Origin of the sequence: Pseudomonas sp. BF-R-30, assembly GCF_019956175.1 — a bacterium.
Taxonomy (GTDB): Bacteria; Pseudomonadota; Gammaproteobacteria; order Pseudomonadales; family Pseudomonadaceae; genus Aquipseudomonas; species Aquipseudomonas jessenii.
This window is the reverse complement of record NZ_JAHBDE010000016.1, coordinates 43,027-57,907: the sequence shown is the minus strand read 5'-3', so window position 1 is coordinate 57,907 and position 14,881 is coordinate 43,027. Positions and strand designations below refer to the sequence as shown.

General features: G+C 60.3%; 12 protein-coding genes and 1 pseudogene. 8 read left to right on the top strand and 5 right to left on the bottom strand.

Translation table 11 applies throughout. The features are described 5' to 3' along the window. The first annotated feature begins 148 nt into the window (after window positions 1-148). From KGB20_RS10875 to KGB20_RS10855, 5 genes and pseudogenes are all read left to right on the top strand, one after another. On the top strand, window positions 149-493 hold the full coding sequence (locus KGB20_RS10875; protein ID WP_007976122.1) for a cupin domain-containing protein: 345 nt from the start codon (window positions 149-151) through the stop codon (window positions 491-493). Window positions 494-498: 5 nt separating this feature from the next. After that, on the top strand, window positions 499-1,572 hold the full coding sequence (locus KGB20_RS10870; protein ID WP_223532231.1) for an aminoglycoside phosphotransferase family protein: 1,074 nt from the start codon (window positions 499-501) through the stop codon (window positions 1,570-1,572). Beyond that, window positions 1,553-3,061, top strand: a complete 1,509-nt coding sequence (locus KGB20_RS10865) for an aldehyde dehydrogenase family protein (protein WP_159390204.1) — start codon at window positions 1,553-1,555, stop codon at window positions 3,059-3,061. The genes KGB20_RS10870 and KGB20_RS10865 overlap by 20 nt, the downstream gene beginning before the upstream one ends. 21 nt (window positions 3,062-3,082) lie before the next feature. Further along, window positions 3,083-3,562: pseudogene (locus tag KGB20_RS10860) on the top strand (NTP transferase domain-containing protein); the annotation flags it as partial. Between the two features lie 306 nt (window positions 3,563-3,868). Then, entirely contained in the window at window positions 3,869-5,347 is a 1,479-nt protein-coding gene (locus tag KGB20_RS10855; RefSeq protein WP_223532239.1) for an aldehyde dehydrogenase family protein, read from the top strand. Between the two features lie 95 nt (window positions 5,348-5,442). Here the strand turns inward: KGB20_RS10855 and cls are convergent, their stop codons facing one another. Then, on the bottom strand, window positions 5,443-6,738 hold the full coding sequence (gene cls / locus KGB20_RS10850) for a cardiolipin synthase (RefSeq protein WP_223532229.1): 1,296 nt from the start codon (window positions 6,736-6,738) through the stop codon (window positions 5,443-5,445). Window positions 6,739-7,024: 286 nt separating this feature from the next. Next, entirely contained in the window at window positions 7,025-8,926 is a 1,902-nt protein-coding gene (locus KGB20_RS10845) for a potassium transporter Kup (RefSeq protein WP_159390201.1), read from the bottom strand. Window positions 8,927-9,355: 429 nt separating this feature from the next. Here KGB20_RS10845 and KGB20_RS10840 point away from each other — a divergent pair, with 429 nt between their 5' ends. Beyond that, window positions 9,356-10,171, top strand: a complete 816-nt coding sequence (locus tag KGB20_RS10840; protein WP_090456229.1) for a lytic transglycosylase domain-containing protein — start codon at window positions 9,356-9,358, stop codon at window positions 10,169-10,171. A 71-nt stretch (window positions 10,172-10,242) separates the two neighbouring features. Here the strand turns inward: KGB20_RS10840 and KGB20_RS10835 are convergent, their stop codons facing one another. The 3 genes from KGB20_RS10835 to KGB20_RS10825 all read right to left on the bottom strand — a co-directional run bounded on the left by KGB20_RS10835 (window position 10,243) and on the right by KGB20_RS10825 (window position 12,934). After that, window positions 10,243-10,812 (bottom strand): DJ-1/PfpI family protein, encoded by a 570-nt coding sequence (locus KGB20_RS10835; protein ID WP_159390200.1) that lies wholly within the window; start codon window positions 10,810-10,812, stop codon window positions 10,243-10,245. Window positions 10,813-11,599: 787 nt separating this feature from the next. After that, window positions 11,600-12,559, bottom strand: a complete 960-nt coding sequence (locus tag KGB20_RS10830; RefSeq protein ID WP_159390199.1) for an HlyD family secretion protein — start codon at window positions 12,557-12,559, stop codon at window positions 11,600-11,602. 3 nt (window positions 12,560-12,562) lie between these two features. After that, the gene (locus KGB20_RS10825) at window positions 12,563-12,934 is read right to left on the bottom strand and encodes a DUF3302 domain-containing protein (protein WP_090456221.1); all 372 of its coding nucleotides are present in this window, start codon (window positions 12,932-12,934) and stop codon (window positions 12,563-12,565) included. 118 nt (window positions 12,935-13,052) lie between these two features. Between KGB20_RS10825 and KGB20_RS10820 the strand changes: the two genes are divergently transcribed. Next, window positions 13,053-13,715, top strand: a complete 663-nt coding sequence (locus KGB20_RS10820) for a hypothetical protein (RefSeq protein ID WP_150814615.1) — start codon at window positions 13,053-13,055, stop codon at window positions 13,713-13,715. Window positions 13,716-13,792: 77 nt separating this feature from the next. Beyond that, window positions 13,793-14,875 (top strand): sterol desaturase family protein, encoded by a 1,083-nt coding sequence (locus tag KGB20_RS10815; RefSeq protein ID WP_154947390.1) that lies wholly within the window; start codon window positions 13,793-13,795, stop codon window positions 14,873-14,875. Window positions 14,876-14,881: the final 6 nt, after the last annotated feature.

Sequence of the window (14,881 nt, the reverse complement as noted above, 5' to 3'; positions counted from 1 at the left end):
CTGTGAGAAACACTGCAATCCCTGTAGGAGCCAGCCTGCTGGCGAAGAACGTCAGGACAACGCGTTCATCCAGACAGCACGCGTCATCGTTAACGTCCATCGCGAGCAGGCTCGCTCCTACACACACACACAACCTGGAGAGCAACACATGACAACCCCGTTTCTGTACGACCCGCTGAGCATCACCGACGTCAAGGATTGGGGCGTGATCCCGACCATGCTTGAAGGTGAGTCCCGTGTATCCGGCGTGGTGCTGCACAAGGGGCCGGAAGGCCAGTCCGAATGCGGCATCTGGATCTGCACCCCGGGCAAGTGGTTCTGCCATGTCACCAGCGACGAGTTCTGCCACTTTCTCGAAGGTCGCTGCACGTACGTCCACGAGTCCGGTGAAGTGATCGAGATCAAGCCGGACACCGCCGCTTTCTTCGGCAAGGACTGGAAGGGTGTGTGCACCGTCCACGAGACCATCAAAAAGGTCTACATGATCCGGTGACTGCCATGACAGATGCACTGGCGTCATTGCCAACCCGTGACGACCAGCGCGCCGCCTTTCTGGCCCGCGCCGGTTACGCCGGGACCTTGCTGGTCGCCTTGCCGGCGGATGCTTCGACCCGGCGTTATTTCCGCCTGGACGGCGCGGGCCTGCTGCTGATGGATTCGCCGCCCGACAGCGAGCCCATCGGCCCGTTCGTGCGGATCGCCCGGCAGTTACAGGGGCTGGGCCTGTCCGCGCCGGCCTTGCTGGATGTGGACGAGGCGGCGGGGCTGGCGTTGATCGAGGATTTCGGTCACGACACCTACACCCGGCTGCTGCTGGCCGGGCATTCGGAGTCGGCGTTGTATCACCTGGCGGTCGATACGCTGGTGGCGTTGCATTGCGCAACGCCAGCCACGGAACTGGCGCCTTACGACGAACAGCGACTGGCGGCCGAGTACGCGCTGTTCATCGACTGGTACGTGCCGCTGCTGATCGGCAAAGAGGCGGCGCACAACCTGCGCGATGAATATCTGGCGTTATTCGCCGACGCCTGCCGTGATGTCGCGAAACGCCGCGAAGCCCTGGTGCTGCGCGACTTTCACGTCGACAACCTGATGCTGCTGCAAGGCCGTGAAGGTGTCGCCGCCTGCGGCTTGCTGGATTTCCAGGATGCCCTGGTCGGGGCGGCAGCCTATGACCTGATGTCGCTGCTCGAAGACGCCCGGCGCGATGTGCCCGAAGCGCTGCGCAAGTCACTGATCAGTCATTACCTGTTGCAGCGCCCGGAGCTGGATGCGTCGGGCTTTCTTGAAGATTACCGGCGCCTGGCCGCCCAGCGTCACGCCAAGGTGCTGGGGATTTTCGTGCGCCTGGCCGGCCGTGACGGCAAGCACGGTTACCTGGCGCACCTGCCGCGCACCCTGAGTCTGTTTGTCCGCGCCCTGGACGCCGAGGCCTTTGCGCCGCTGCGCCAATGGCTCGACCGGCACGTGCCGGGCTGGCGTGAAGAACTGCCCGCCCAGACCCTGGCGACGTTGCGTGAAACCCCTTATCGATTGGTTCAAGGATCATCCCATGGCCACGTTCAACACTGACATTACATTGCGTTTCATCAACCCCGAGTTCCTGCCGCTGACTGAGGGCCGCGTGCGCGAAGTGCTCGACCCGGCGACCCTGCAACCGGTCGGGCAAGTCGGCGTGTGTGGCGAAGCCGATGTGCAAGCCGCCACCGATGCCGCCACCGCCGCGCAACGCCAATGGCGCCTGATCGACGCGAAAAGCCGCGCCGCGCGCCTGCATCAGCTGGCCAACGCCATCGAACAGAACGCTGCCTGCAACCGTGAAGTCGCGAGCCTGATGACCCTGGAAATGGGCAAGCCGTTTCCCGAAGCCATGGGCGAGCTGGCCAACTGCGCGCCGATCTTTCGCTACTACGCAGAAATGGCCCGGGACGATGCCGGCAAGGTCGCCGGCACCACGCAGATCGGCTCGTTCCAGCATGTGCGTTACGAGCCGTATGGTGTCAGCGTGCACATCATGCCGTTCAACTTTCCGATCCTGCTGATGTGCTGGACGGTCGCCGCGTCCTTGGCGGCGGGCAACGCCTGCATCATCAAACCGGCGGAAGCCACGACCCTGTGCACCCTCAAGTTCATGGAGCACTTCACCGCGTTGCTGCCTGGGCTGGTGTCTTGTGTACCGGGCGATGCGGTCACCGCGCAGTTGCTGGTGCAGTCGGCGCAGACCCACGCGGTGGCCTTCACCGGCAGTGTGGCGGCAGGCAAAGCGGTGGCCGTGGCCTGTGCCGAACGGATGAAACCTTGTGTGATCGAGGCCGGTGGCAGCGATCCGCTGATCATCTCCAGGCATGCACCGCTGGAAGTGGCAGCGGCAGGCGCGGTGACCGCGGCGTTCCACTTGAGCGGGCAGATCTGCACCTCGGCGGAACGCTTCTACGTCGTCGATGATATCCATGACGAATTTGTCGCGAAATTCGCCGAGCGCACCCGTGCCTTGCGCATTGGTCATGGCCTGGAACGCTCGGAGATCGGGCCGATGGTCAGCGAAGCCGCGCGCAATAAAGTCATGCGCCTGGTCGATGACGCCGTGGCCAAGGGCGCGAAAGTGGTGTGTGGCGGGCGCATTCCACCCGGGCACAGCGTCGGCTGGTTCTATGAACCGACCATCCTCACCGGCGTGACCGGTGACATGGCGATTTTGCAGGAAGAGTGCTTCGGCCCGGTGGCGGCAATCTGCCGGGTCAGCGATTTCGATGAGGCGGTGCGGTTGGCCAACGACTCGCCGTTCGGCCTCGGTGCCTCGCTGTTTTCCACTGACCTGGCCGAAGCCATGGAAGCCGCCGAGCGTCTGGAGGCGGGGATGGTCTGGGTCAACAATCCGCTGATCGACAACGATGCGCTGCCGTTCGGTGGCTGGAAGATGTCCGGCCTTGGGCGCGAACTAGGGCGTCAGGGGCTGGAAGCGTTCCGCCGTTCGAAAATGGTCATCATCGACCACCAGCCGAAGATTCAGGACTGGTGGTACCCGTACGCCGACGATGTGTTCTATCGCGATCCGGCCTGAAGCCGGGATGCACGCAGGAGGATGGTGATGAGCGACAACTTTGGTTGGCCGACGCTGGCGGTGATTCTCGCGGCCGGGCAGGGCACGCGCATGCGTTCGCCGCTGCCCAAGGTCTTGCACCCGGTGGGCAACCAGCCGCTGCTCGGTCATGTGCTGGCGGCGGTGGCGGCGGCGGGTATCGAGCAACGGGCTGTGGTGGTGGGCGCTGGCGGCGGGCAGGTGGCCGAGTACCTGCAACAGGTGGCACCGACGGCGCAGGTGTTTACCCAGCACGAACAACTGGGCACGGCCCACGCGGTGCTCGCGGCCCGACCGGCCTTGCAGGCGCACGAACAGCAACAGGGTTGTGTGCTGGTGCTGTTCGGCGACTCACCCTTGATCACCCCGCAGACCTTGAATCGCTTGCGCAGGGCATTGATTGACGGCGCGGCGGTGGCGGTGGCGGGTTTCCACACCCAACAGCCCGGGCCTTACGGGCGGCTGCTGGTGGAGCAGGGGCGCTTGCGGGTCATTCGCGAAGCCAGGGATGCAAGCCCGCGGGAGCTGGACATCAACTTCTGCAACGGCGGCGTCATGGGCCTGCGCGCCGATACCTGTCTGTGGCTGCTGGAGCGTATCGGCAACCTGAACGCCCAAGGCGAGTACTACCTCACCGAAGCGGTGGCGGTGGCCAACGAAGCGGGACTGACGGTGACGGCCGTGGAAGTGGATGAAGTCGACGTGCTCGGGGTCAATGACCGCGAGCAATTGCAGGTCGCCGAACAGCTTTACCAGCAGCGTCGGCACCGCAGGATCAAGGAGTGTCCCATGGGTGACTATCAACGGTTGTACATCGGTGGCGAATGGATCGCCCCGGTTCAGCGCGGTGTTTTCGACACGCTCGATCCGAGTGACGAGTCGGTTCTGGCGCGGGTTGCCTCGGCGACCGCAGAGGACATCGATCTGGCCGTGTCGGCGGCGCGCAGGGCGTTTGACGAGGGCGACTGGCCACGCTGGCCCGGTGCCCGACGGGCGCAAGTGTTGAGGAAAATCGCCGAGGGCATCCGCGCTCGCCAGGACGAACTGGCGGCCATCGAAGTGCGTGATAATGGCAAGCCGTTGCCGGAAGCATTGTGGGACATCGCCGATACCGCCGGGTGCTTCGACTTCTATGCGGGACTTGCCGAGCAGTCGGACTCACACAACGAGCAGTCGATTGAGTTGCCGGATGCGCGCTTCACGTCATCGGTGATCAAGGAACCGATGGGCGTGGTCGCGGCGATCATCCCGTGGAATTTCCCGATGCTGATGGCCGCGTGGAAAGTCGCCCCGGCACTCGCAGCGGGTTGCACCCTGGTGCTCAAGCCTTCCGAACTGACCCCGCTGACTGCCCTCGAACTGGCCGGCATCGCCGACAAGGCCGGGTTGCCGGCCGGGGTGCTGAATGTGGTCACGGGCTTGGGACGCGAGGCGGGCGCGCCGTTGGCCGAACACCCGCAGGTCGACAAGATCGCCTTCACCGGCAGCGTGCCGACCGGACGCAAGATCATGCAGGCCGCCGCCAGCGAGATCAAAAACATCAGCCTGGAACTGGGCGGTAAATCACCCTTCGTGATCTTCGCTGACAGTGACCTCGAAGCGGCGGTGGAGTGGATTCTGTTCGGGATCTTCTGGAACCAGGGGCAGGTCTGTTCAGCCACCTCGCGGGTGCTGGTGGAACGCCGGTTGTACCCGGCGCTGTTGGAGCGCTTGATTGCCGCCACCGAGCAGATTCAGATTGGCCAGGGCTTCGAGGAAGGGGTGAAGCTCGGGCCGCTGGTCAGCCAGGGGCAGCTGGACAAGGTGCTGGCGGCCATTGCGGCCGGCCAGACCGAGGGCGCCCGACTGGTTTCGGGCGGTGTGCGGCCGGTTAATCTGCAAAAGGGTTATTACCTGACGCCAGCGATTTTCGCCGATGTCCCCGAGGACAGCGCCGTTTGGCGCGAGGAGATTTTCGGCCCGGTGGTGTGCCTGCGCGCCTTCGACACGGAAGCCGAATCGATCCGTTTGGCCAATGACTCGCCGTTCGGCTTGGCGGCGGCCGTCATGTCCCGGGATATCCCGCGTTGCGAACGGGTCGCTCGCGGTTTTCGCGCGGGCATCGTGTGGGTCAACTGCTCGCAGCCGACTTTCGTCGAGGCACCCTGGGGCGGCTACAAGCAAAGCGGCATCGGTCGTGAACTGGGCGAGTGGGGGTACAACAACTACCTGGAAACCAAGCAGATCACCCGCTACAACGGCGAACCCTGGGGGTGGTATCTGAAGTGACGTGAGCGCCAGAGCGGCCTGCCTCAGAACAGGGGCAGGTGATTTTTTCCGATCTGTGTGCCTATGTGTGTAATCCCGGTGACACGCCACTCAACTCAGAGCCAGTACTCCCAAAGGCGCGCCATCTGCTCCTTGGCTTTCACACCGAGCGAGCGGCTCTGCCACTTTTCCATCTTGATTTCGTTCGACTTGGCCAGATCGGCCAGGAATGCCTCCTGCATTTTTTTTCCAAACCCGGCGCCCAGCACAACAACGTTGACTTCATCGTTGTGCAGGAAACTACGCCAGTCGAGGTTGGTGGAGCCGACAGTCGACCACACGCCATCGATTACTGCTGTCTTGACGTGGAGTAGCGCGTCTTTGCGTTCGTAAAGCTTGACGTTGGCTTTCAACAGCTCGCTGTAGTAGGCGCGTCCAGCATGGAACACCAGCCACGAATCGGTGCTGCTGGGCAGCACCAGCTTGACGTCGACGCCACGTGCTGCAGCCTCCTTGAGGGCCGCCAGCAACTGCGGGTCGGGAATAAAGTAGGCGTTAGTCAGCCATATCTCGGATTGCGCGCTACGCAGCGCCGAAATCAGCGTGGCATAGATCAGGCTGAACGGCTCATTTGGCGAGCTTCCGATGGCCCGCACCACCTCGGTGCCTTTGCGCTCAGGTGGCGGAAAGTAGTGGCGAGCCGCGAGTGGTTCGCCTTTCTGGGTAGCCCAGGTTCCGATGAACAGCTTCTGGAGTTCCGCAACCACAGGCCCCTCGATGCGCAAGTCGGTATCGCGCCAGGGCAAATCACCATTTGGGCGAGTCTTTGAGTAAGAATTGAACGAGCTCCCCGAATAGACGCTGCTGATGTTGATCCCGCCGAGAAAGGCAATACGGCCGTCCACTATCAGCAGCTTTCGGTGGTCGCGCTGGTTCACGTCCCAGCCCGCTTTGGCCGTCACCGGATTGACTGGGTTGTACTCCAGCACCTTGACGCCTGCGTCGGTCAATTGAGAGAAAAACGCCGATGATGTTTTAAGGGTTCCGACGCTGTCACGGATCAGATTGACCTGTACGCCTTGCCGTTGCCGAGCGATCAGCGCGGTGGCGAAGCGCTGGCCGACTTCATCATCGTCGAGGATGTAGGTCTCCATGTTGATGTGGTCGCGCGCTGCTTCCACGGCTTTGATCATCGACTGGTAGGTGGTGGGGCCGTCCTGCAGCAAGTCGACCTTGTTTCCTTCCGTCAGCGGGCTGCCGACGATGGACTCTTCGATTGCGAGGTGCACGTCGAAGATGTCGGTCTCTGCGCCGGTGGACTCGAGTCGCTCGAGAATGGCCTTGCTGCGCTCGGCTGACAGAGGCCCGTGTACCCCGTCGAGCTGCACTGGCGCAGAGGGCGCGTGAGCCATATCGGGCACTATCCTGGGCAATGTACTGCAGGAAACCACAAATGCCAGGAGCACAGCCATGCACAGAGCCAGAGGAACACACACACCCTTACATGTGGCAAGAAGATTCATCAGGCCCCCTCTTTGTGAGGACGGTGATAGCGAGTGGCGATGCCGTCACTTGCTTTGACTACTGCGTAAGGGCAGGGTTCGTCGTCAGAGAGTGCTTTTGGCCGATCGTCACTTTTCGGGAATGGGCCGATTGCTGCCGAGCAAACAAGACCGCCGGTGCGATCTTGCCAGTTCCTTACATCTCCACCTGTGTGCCCAGTTCTATCACCCGATTCAACGGCAACTTGAAGTACTTAAGGTTGCTGTTGGCGTTCTTGAGTAAAAAGGCGAAAAGGCTTTCTCGCCAACGGGCCATACCGATGCGCTTGGTCGGGATCACCGTTTCCCGGCTCAGGAAATAGGTGGTGCGCATCGGGCTGAAGTCCAGCTCGGCCAAGTGACAGAGACTCAACGCCAAGGGGACATCGGGCTCCTCGATAAAGCCAAAGTGCAGACTGACCCGGAAGAACCCTTCGCCATACGCTTCAACCTCAAACCGTCTATCAGCACTTACACGAGGGCTGTCTTCAGACACCACCGTAAGCAATACCACTTGCTCATGCAAAACCTGGTTATGCAGCAGATTGTGCAGCAGCGCATGCGGAACGGCATCGGACCTGGCTGTCAGAAATACCGCCGTACCCAGTACCCGATGAGGAGGCTGCGTGCGGATGCTACCGATAAACAGTGGTAGAGGCAGCGCGGTTTCGTCCAGCCGTTCAACAATGATCTTGCGCCCACGTTTCCAGGTGGTCATCAAAATGAACAGGCCAATGCCAGCAATCACCGGGAACGCACCGCCCTGGAAGATCTTCGGAGCATTGGCCGCGAAGTACAGGCTGTCTACCAGCAGAAAACCGAGCAGCATCGGAACGGCCAACCAGCGCGGGGTTTTCCATAGCAGCAGGACGACGGCCGAGGACAGGATGGTGGTGATCAGCATGGTGCCCGTTACAGCGACCCCATAAGCGGCGGCCAAAGCACTGGACGACTCGAAACCAAGTACCAGCAGCACAACACCGACCATCAACGCCCAGTTAACGGTACCGATGTAAATCTGTCCCTGCTCCTGGCTGGAGGTATGCTGGATAAACATGCGAGGGACATACCCAAGCTGGATGGCCTGGTGTGTCAGGGAAAATGCGCCGGAGATCACGGCTTGAGAAGCGATGATGGTCGCCAGTGTAGAGAGTGCGACCATCGGCAGCAGTGCCCAGCCCGGCGCGAGCAAATAAAATGGATTGCGCACCGCCTCAGGGTTTTCCAGGATCAAGGCACCTTGGCCAAAATAATTGAGTACCAGTCCTGGCAATACCAAAATGAACCAGGCGCGGGCAATGGGTTTGCGACCGAAGTGCCCCATGTCTGCATACAGTGCTTCGGCGCCCGTCAGCGCGAGCACCACTGCCCCGAGGATGGCCACACCGATTCCCGGATGAGCGATGAAAAAATGCGCTCCCCAGTATGGATTGAGCGCTTGCAGCACTTCCGGCCGCTGTAAAATGCCATAGACCCCCAGCGCACCCAGCACGACAAACCACAGCACCATCACTGGGCCGAACAGAATGCCGATACGAGCCGTGCCGTGTTTCTGTATCAAGAACAGCGCCACCAGCACGATCACTGACAAAGGCACGACCCAGTGTTCAATTCCGTCAAACGCCAGCTGTAGCCCTTCAACCGCAGAGAGCACCGAAATAGCCGGGGTGATCATGCTGTCCCCGTAAAAAAGTGCCGCACCAAACAGACCAAGCAGAACGAGTATTTTACTCATGCGCGGATAAGGGGCGGCTGCGCGGCGGGCTAAAGCCGTCAACGCCATGATGCCGCCTTCACCCTGGTTGTCGGCACGCAGGATGAACAGCACATATTTGATCGAGACGACCCAGATCAGTGACCAGAAGACCAACGACAGAATACCCAGCACGCCGTCGTGGTTGGCCTGAACTCCGTAGTGGCCAGAAAATACTTCTTTGAGCGTGTAGAGGGGGCTGGTGCCAATGTCCCCGTAAACCACTCCGACCGCGGCGACGAGCAAGCCCACTCCTGACGCTTTGGATTGCGAGTTTTCATGTACTCCGATTGCTGTTTCACTCAAGGGTCGCTTCTCTCGAATTACGGGGAGGAAATGCATGCCATCCTTGGGCAAAACGATGTGCCTGGGCCACTGAAGCCTCAAGGCGCATGGACGATCTAAAAAGTCGCGGCCAGTATCTTTGAGGGCGCAAACAGCAGTCGTAAAGAAAGCGTAAAAAATTTACGGCAGATACTCGAAACATCAGATCCAGTGGCTTGGGCCTGTCCCGCCCCAGCCCTGGCAAGCCGGGACGACGCGTCGTGCGAGCAATCAGACCTGCGCCTCGCCCGGGAACGTCGGCAGCCCGTACGTCAACGCAAGTTCCAAGGCCGGTTACAAGGGGTATAACTATCAGAACAAAAGGCGGGTCACCCAGAATCGGCCCTCCAAAGGCAGCGCCCGGGACGGGCGCCCCAGGCCTGATCGGCGCCAGCGGCGCGGAGCGATGTGATGAGTTCCAGAGCATGGCGATGGGCTCGCAAGAGCTTTCTTGGCTGCATCGAGCTGGCCGTGCTGGTCACTCCACTGTGCGCCAGCGCCATGTTCAAGTGCCAAGCCAGGGACGGAGCCATCAGCTACACCAGCCAAGCCATCGCCAGCGCCCGCTGCACTCGCCTCAATGGCATGGCGGGCGCCGGTGTCGGCGCCAAGGCAATGGCGCTGCCACGGGTTGTGCGGGACGACACCCCAGGCGCGGTGCGGATCCGGGTATGGACTTTCATCCACAAGGGTAATCGTCAATATGTGAGCCGGCGCCCAGTCGGGATCTCCGCACGGGTCGATGTCCTTGAGCTCTATTACATCAAGGGCTGCTATCTGTGCATGGCGCCGAAGGATTTCAAGGTCGCCTCACTGCGCCTGGACACCCATTCCTATCGACGGGAGATCGAAGCCGCTTCGGGTCATTATGGTGTCGACAGGGCGCTGGTCCGCGCAGTGATACATGCCGAATCGGCGTTTCGCCCCAACGTCATTTCCGAAGCCGGCGCCCAGGGGCTGATGCAGTTGATGCCCGCCACCGCCGAGCGCTTCGCCGTGGACGATCCGTTCGACGCACGACAGAACATTCGTGGCGGCGTGCGCTACCTGGCCTGGCTGCTCAAGCGCTTCAACGGCAACCAGATGCTGGCGTTGGCAGGTTACAACGCCGGCGAAGCGTCTGTGGTCCAGTACAACGGGGTGCCTCCCTACGCCGAGACGCAATCCTACGTCACCCTCGTGCAGTCCTTGACCGAACGCTATCGCAACCATAGCGGCCGTCCGTGAGGGGCAGAAACCGGCCAGGAGCGGACCTCGAACACATCACCTGATCGGCTGTTTTTTTTAGGACGAAGCGGTCACCCGTGTTCCGCTGCCAACATTGACCTGAACTGCGAAATGATCTCTGAAGATAACCCGGCAGCTTCGAACACTGCGCAGGTAAAGCTAACGGGTGCAGGACCTGGCGCAGTTATGATGCGGTCGGCAACCACCGCTACTTGACTGCTTCGATAAAGCGTGGCCCCGTCATAACCTGCGGCATTCTGTTGTAAAAAGTCAGCGCTGTTCGAAGTATGAGGGACCGTGTCGAGAAGCCCGGCCCTCGCAAGTGCCAGCGTCCCCCCACAGATACCTGCAATTGTCGCTCCACTTGAACGACTAGCATGAAGAAAGTCCCGAATGTCCGGTGCATCTGCACGCTCCCAGATCATTCCACCGATGACGACAACAACGTCCGGCTTCCAGTCCAGGCATTGTTGCAAGCTGCTATCCACAGTTACAGCCAATCCACCCTGCGAGCGGAACTGCCCCGTAGTAGAGGTGAAAAACCTGACGTCGATCCCGTAAAACGGGGATGCGGTTCCTGCAATGAAAGCGTATTCCCAGTCCGCAAAACCGGGTGTCAGTATCAAGCCCAAGCGTGCCATCAGTCCGAATCCTCCATGAAAACGAACAACATAAAGCGACAACAAACAGATCTCAACGTCCGCTCAGGTCTATTGTGTTGAAAAAAATCCCAACGCCATCCTGACTGTTACTGGACTTGAGAAAAAAACAATGAAGTCGCCGTTGCCTCTGTAGTTACCTCTTCAACCAGGTACTTGCCGGTTCTTCGCCTGCCCTCCATCCACATCCGCATGATTGATCCTCGTCTGAAGGTGAAATGAGTGGAGCTACCTCCAACAGATACCATAGAGGACAACCACTGACACGCCTCTGGGCGCTTGATACAGGGCAAAGGGATGACTGGAAAAACGGTGGGCAAGTCTGTGCAATTGCTCAGCCGGTGGAACTGCAAACCATTCTGGCAATCGAAACCTTAAAGGGCGAGACGGGCGTAGTATGGGTTACGCATTCGCATTGAACGCCCTGTAGGGCTGTAAAGCCGGGAGGGTTGCATGGAAAGGGACGCGATGTTCAGGTTCCTTGCGGGCTACCTGTTGATGTGTGTCCTGCTGGCATGGGGGGTGATCCAGGCGTCGCACTGGATTGCTTCTCGCTTGCTGCTGTATTGGATTATTTAGCGCCGACCCTCGCTGCTTCGCTTCTCCTTGTCGATTCTTCCAGTACCACAATGGTGCGATCCACTGTCTGGCCTTCTCCCTCTGACCCTCAGCCTGCTCGATCAGTCGCTGCAATCACGCGATCAGGCCGGTTCGCTGAACCGGCAACTGGCCCCATTCAAGGATTGAGCCAGTTGCCGATGCTGCCAGGTTAGTGGAACGGAAAGATGTAATTCATCCATGCCGCCATGCGCAGAAGGATTTTGCGCATCATCGCGATGTGATGGAAATGCTGGCTGTACAACGCCGCCTGGCCGTAGGCGCCGCCGGGCATCTGGTCGGCGTACTGGGCATAGTCGGGATCGGTGATCTCAATGATCACCGGAACCCGGCCGGCCGGTGGTGAACCGGTGAAGCTGATCAGTGTGCCTGACGGTTGGATCTGGCCTTCGGCGATGACCGAAACGACGGTCTTGACCTTGCCTTCGAAAACCTTGCCTGGAATGCCGTCGAAAGCGACCTCGGCCTCGTCGCCCTCGGTCAGGCGCAACAGGCTGTTCTGGCGCATCCACGCGGAGAAGTAATGTCCTTCGGCGGGAATGAAGACCATCGAAGGGCGCAGCGGCAACCTGGTCGCCATCATGCCCGGACGCAGTGAAACATGGGTGACGAAGCCTTTGCTCGGCGCACGGACGGTGGTGTTGTCGAGTTCGTACTGCGCGTTGTCCAGTTGTGCCTTCAGGTCATCACTGCGAGCGACCACCATATCCAGTTCCCGTTGGGTACTGAAGTTACGCTTGATCAGCTCGGTGATCCGGGCGCGATCGGCCTGGGCGGCAATCAGCTGTGCCTTGAGGGATTTCACCCGGTATTCGAAAGGCGCAGGGTCGATGCGAAACAGCACATCGCCTTTTTCCAGGGGATGGTTGGTCTTCACCGATACATCGATCACCTGGCCGCTGACCACGGGTATCACCGGAACCGATACAAAATAGGAACGCGCCACCTCGGAGTAGGGGTGGTTGTAGTTCATCGTGAAAATCAGCGTGCCGATAATCACGATCCCGCCCAGCACCGCCGTGGGCACCGTCCATTTGTTCAGGGGGATGCGGAAGATCTTGAAGATGGCTACGCAGAGAGCGGCATACGTCAGAATGAGTAAGAGATCCATGGCTCAAATGCCCTCGCCGAGATTGTCCGTTGGCACACGGTTCTGTGCCGTACCCATCGCTGACTCCAGGCGCTCGATCCGGCCTTGCAGCTCGGCGACCTGTTGTTCGAGGTGAACCACATGACTTTTGGGTGAGTGTCCGTCACTGAAACCCCAGCCCCGGTCCTCCCGATAGGCCATCGCCCAGATCCACAGGAACGGCCAGAGTGCGTGCAAGGTGAAGAGGCTGACCCAGCCGGTGGCGTGGATCGCATCCTGGTGAGGGTGGTTGCGGTGGACGGCAATTTCATAGGGGATGTCGTGGAGCAGGATGATCCCGTAGAACAAGAAGAGTCCTACAAATATCAGTACGCCCAGGGCGAAGTATTCAAGCATGAACCAGTCCTCTTGAAGCAGATAGCGTGTGCGCCTGAGTGTAGCCGTTCAATCTACACTTGACGGGGATGCGGATATCCAGCCGGAACAACCGGTGCTTGACCGACGAGGTGAGTTCATGCCAACCAATGCTCAATTCGAAAGGGCGCCTGTACTTGACCCTGTCGAGCGCATTACCGAGGTGATCTTCGGCCTGCTGATGGCCATGACGTTCACCGGCACCATCAGCGTGGCTACGGCAGACCAGGCCGCCGAACGCACGATGATGATTGCCGCGCTCGGCTGCAATCTCGCCTGGGGACTGGCCGATGCGGTCATGTACCTGTTGCGCGCACTGGTCGAGCGCACGCGCAGGATCAAGCTGTACATGGCCTTGCGTAATGGCACGGACGCCGCGGCCGGTCAGGCGCTCGTTGCGCAAGTGTTGCCGTTGCAGTTCGCGACGGCGGCCGGCAGTGAGGGCCTGGAGTTGTTGCGCCGTCGGCTGCTCGAGCAGCCCCCCTTGCCGATCAGGGCCGGCCTCGGCTGGAGCGACTTCAGGGGCGCCCTCGGTGTTTTCCTGTTGGTCGTGTGCTCGACATTTCCGTTGGTGGTGCCGTTCATGCTGCTCGATCAGACGGCGCTCGCCATCCGCCTGTCCAACCTGATCGGACTCGTGGTGCTGTTCATCGCAGGCTGGCTGCTCGCCAGATACGCTGGCGCCACGCAATGGCAGGGTGGGGTGATCATGGCCGCCACGGGGGGCGTGCTGATCCTTGCAATCATTGCGCTGGGTGGATAAAAACCGGGCATCATTCAACACACTAAAGACTCGTTCTCATTTACAATTGCCCTTCCATTTACGTCGGGCAGCCTGGCATGGATGTTTTCGCCGCAATCCATCTTCATTTATCCCAGTGGGTGATCGAGCCGGTCACCCGGCAGTTCCTGGGCATTTTCGACTTCAACGGCAGACTCGGTCTAGCCTTTCTCTGCATGTCTTACAGCGTCGCCTATTGCCTGTTCCGCTACCGCAAATCCCGGGGCTTGACCGACGCGCGCTCATTCGGGCAGTTCATCGGCGGCTGCCGGGTGTACCTGCATCGCTCGGCGCTGCTCGACTACCGCTACTACTTCGTACTCGCCATCCTCAAGGTTACCCTGGTCCTGCCCATCGTCGGCCTGGTCGATCCGTACGTCTTGCGTTCAGCGGACTACATCGCGTTCTTCACCCAGCTGTGGGGCGCGCGTACGCAAGTGGAAGAGAACCTGGCGCTGACCCTGCTCTATGGGCTGGGCGTATTTCTGGTCAAGGATTTCAGCCATTACTGGGGCCATCGCGCCTTCCATTCGCGGTATCTGTGGGCCTTCCACAAAGTCCATCATTCGGCGCCCGTGCTGGTGCCGGCGACGGCCAGCCGCGTGCACTTTCTGGAAGAAGTGGTCGAAAAGCTCACGGATATCATCTGCGTCGGCGCATTTGCCGGGGTCTTCTGGTACGCCTGCGGCGGGGAGATCAGCCGCTATACCTTGTTTGGCGTGACCTACATGGTGTTCATCTTCAATGGCCTGGCGGCCAACCTGCGTCACAGCCATGTCTGGTTTTCCTTCGGGCCGGTGCTGGAACGGGTGCTGAGCAGCCCGGCGCAACACCAGATTCATCACAGCGATGCGCCGCGACACTTCAACAAGAACTTCGGCATCAATCTGTCACTGTGGGACTGGATGTTCGGCACGCTCTACGTAACACAATCCAAACCCGAAACCATCCACTTCGGCACCGGCGAGCACGATCACGAGCGTTACTTGACGCTGCAGGGTTTGATCGTCACGCCGTTTGTGGACATCGCGCGCAAATTCCTTCCTGCAAAACGCCCGAAAGCACAGCCTGAAAGCGGATCTGATCCGTATTTTTCAGCGCAATCTGCCTCTGTAACGGATACAGCCTCCAGCCCACAATAAATCTCC

Excerpts from the sequence above, each read along its gene's own strand:
- KGB20_RS10875 (WP_007976122.1), top strand. The coding sequence starts at position 149 with ATGACAACCCCGTTTCTGTACGACCCGCTGAGCATCACCGACGTCAAG.
- KGB20_RS10870 (WP_223532231.1), top strand. The coding sequence starts at position 499 with ATGACAGATGCACTGGCGTCATTGCCAACCCGTGACGACCAGCGCGCC.
- KGB20_RS10865 (WP_159390204.1), top strand. The coding sequence starts at position 1,553 with ATGGCCACGTTCAACACTGACATTACATTGCGTTTCATCAACCCCGAG.
- KGB20_RS10855 (WP_223532239.1), top strand. The coding sequence starts at position 3,869 with ATGGGTGACTATCAACGGTTGTACATCGGTGGCGAATGGATCGCCCCG.
- cls (WP_223532229.1), bottom strand. The coding sequence starts at position 6,738 with ATGGCTCACGCGCCCTCTGCGCCAGTGCAGCTCGACGGGGTACACGGG.
- KGB20_RS10840 (WP_090456229.1), top strand. The coding sequence starts at position 9,356 with ATGAGTTCCAGAGCATGGCGATGGGCTCGCAAGAGCTTTCTTGGCTGC.
- KGB20_RS10835 (WP_159390200.1), bottom strand. The coding sequence starts at position 10,812 with ATGGCACGCTTGGGCTTGATACTGACACCCGGTTTTGCGGACTGGGAA.
- KGB20_RS10830 (WP_159390199.1), bottom strand. The coding sequence starts at position 12,559 with ATGGATCTCTTACTCATTCTGACGTATGCCGCTCTCTGCGTAGCCATC.
- KGB20_RS10825 (WP_090456221.1), bottom strand. The coding sequence starts at position 12,934 with ATGCTTGAATACTTCGCCCTGGGCGTACTGATATTTGTAGGACTCTTC.
- KGB20_RS10820 (WP_150814615.1), top strand. The coding sequence starts at position 13,053 with ATGCCAACCAATGCTCAATTCGAAAGGGCGCCTGTACTTGACCCTGTC.
- KGB20_RS10815 (WP_154947390.1), top strand. The coding sequence starts at position 13,793 with ATGGATGTTTTCGCCGCAATCCATCTTCATTTATCCCAGTGGGTGATC.